The sequence below is a fragment of the Lactococcus ileimucosae genome, from assembly GCF_943193185.1.
GTDB classification, from domain to species: domain Bacteria; phylum Bacillota; class Bacilli; order Lactobacillales; family Streptococcaceae; genus Lactococcus; species Lactococcus ileimucosae.
The window spans coordinates 1-1,663 of the sequence record NZ_CALPDE010000050.1 but is presented as its reverse complement, the minus strand read 5'-3'; the positions used below and the strand labels follow the sequence as shown (position 1 = coordinate 1,663).

The window sequence follows — 1,663 nt, the reverse complement described above, 5'->3', positions numbered from 1 at the left end:
GGTTTAATTCGATGCAACGCGAAGAACCTTACCTACTCTTGACATCCTGCGAACTTGTGAGAGATCACTTGGTGCCTTCGGGAACGCAGAGACAGGTGCTGCATGGCTGTCGTCAGCTCGTGTTGTGAAATGTTGGGTTAAGTCCCGTAACGAGCGCAACCCTTGTCCTTATTTGCCAGCGCGTAATGGCGGGAACTCTAAGGAGACTGCCGGTGACAAACCGGAGGAAGGTGGGGACGACGTCAAGTCATCATGGCCCTTACGAGTAGGGCTACACACGTGCTACAATGGTCGGTACAAAGGGTTGCCAACTCGCGAGAGTGAGCCAATCCCGAAAAGCCGATCTCAGTCCGGATCGGAGTCTGCAACTCGACTCCGTGAAGTCGGAATCGCTAGTAATCGTGGATCAGAATGCCACGGTGAATACGTTCCCGGGCCTTGTACACACCGCCCGTCACACCATGGGAGTGGACTGCACCAGAAGTGGTTAGCCTAACGCAAGAGGGCGATCACCACGGTGTGGTTCATGACTGGGGTGAAGTCGTAACAAGGTAGCCGTAGGGGAACCTGCGGCTGGATCACCTCCTTAAACGATGTCTTCCCCTCGCGGCAAGCGCTCACAATGAATTACCTGATCAGAATGCTGTTGATGCGCAGTGATAAACGCGCTTTCACGTTAAAAGAAAAAGAAAGACCTTCTTTTTTCTTTTAAAATGAAAGGAACAGCGTGTTTATCACTGCCTATGGCAGTCGCTCTTTAACAATGTATATCATGCTGACAGAAACGCGTTGAACGCGTTTCTACGTAAATTGTATTGTGATACGTCTCAAGCGTATCCGGCAATCGTTATCATTGCGAACCCCAGACTCCTTCGGGTTATAGGGTCAAGCAATGAAGCGCACACGGTGGATGCCTAGGCAGCCAGAGGCGATGAAAGACGTGGTAGCCTGCGATAAGGTTCGGTGAGGTGGCAAACGACCTGCGACCCGGACATCTCTGAATGGGGAAACCCACTCATCACAAGATGAGTATCTTGCGCTGAATACATAGGCGCAAGAGGCGAACCAGGGGAACTGAAACATCTAAGTACCCTGAGGAAAAGAAATCAACCGAGATTCCCCTAGTAGCGGCGAGCGAACGGGGACCAGCCCTTAAGCGTGTGACGGATTAGACGAACAGACTGGGAAGTCTGGCCATAGCGGGTGATAGCCCCGTAGTCGAAAATCTGATCACGTGAAATCGAGTAGGTCGGGGCACGAGAAACCTTGACTGAAGACGGGGGGACCATCCTCCAAGGCTAAATACTCCTGGCTGACCGATAGTGAACCAGTACCGTGAGGGAAAGGCGAAAAGAACCCCGGAGAGGGGAGTGAAATAGATCCTGAAACCGTGTGCGTACAAGCAGTAGGAGCAGACTTGTTCTGTGACTGCGTACCTTTTGTATAATGGGTCAGCGACTTATATTCAGTGGCGAGGTTAACCGTATAGGGGAGCCGTAGGGAAACCGAGTCTTAACTGGGCGACACAGTCGCTGGATATAGACCCGAAACCGAGCGATCTATCCATGAGCAGGGTGAAGGTTGAGTAACATCAACTGGAGGCCCGAACCAGGATCTGTTGAAAAAGATTTGGATGACTTGTGGATCGGAGTGAAAGGCTAAT

At 51.5% G+C, this 1,663-nt stretch carries 2 rRNA genes; both read left to right on the top strand.

Annotated features, from left to right (window positions below):
* A 16S ribosomal RNA gene (locus tag NFR51_RS10965) occupies positions 1 to 589 on the top strand; the annotation flags it as partial.
* Positions 590 to 883: 294 nt separating this feature from the next.
* A 23S ribosomal RNA gene (locus NFR51_RS10960) occupies positions 884 to 1,663 on the top strand; the annotation flags it as partial.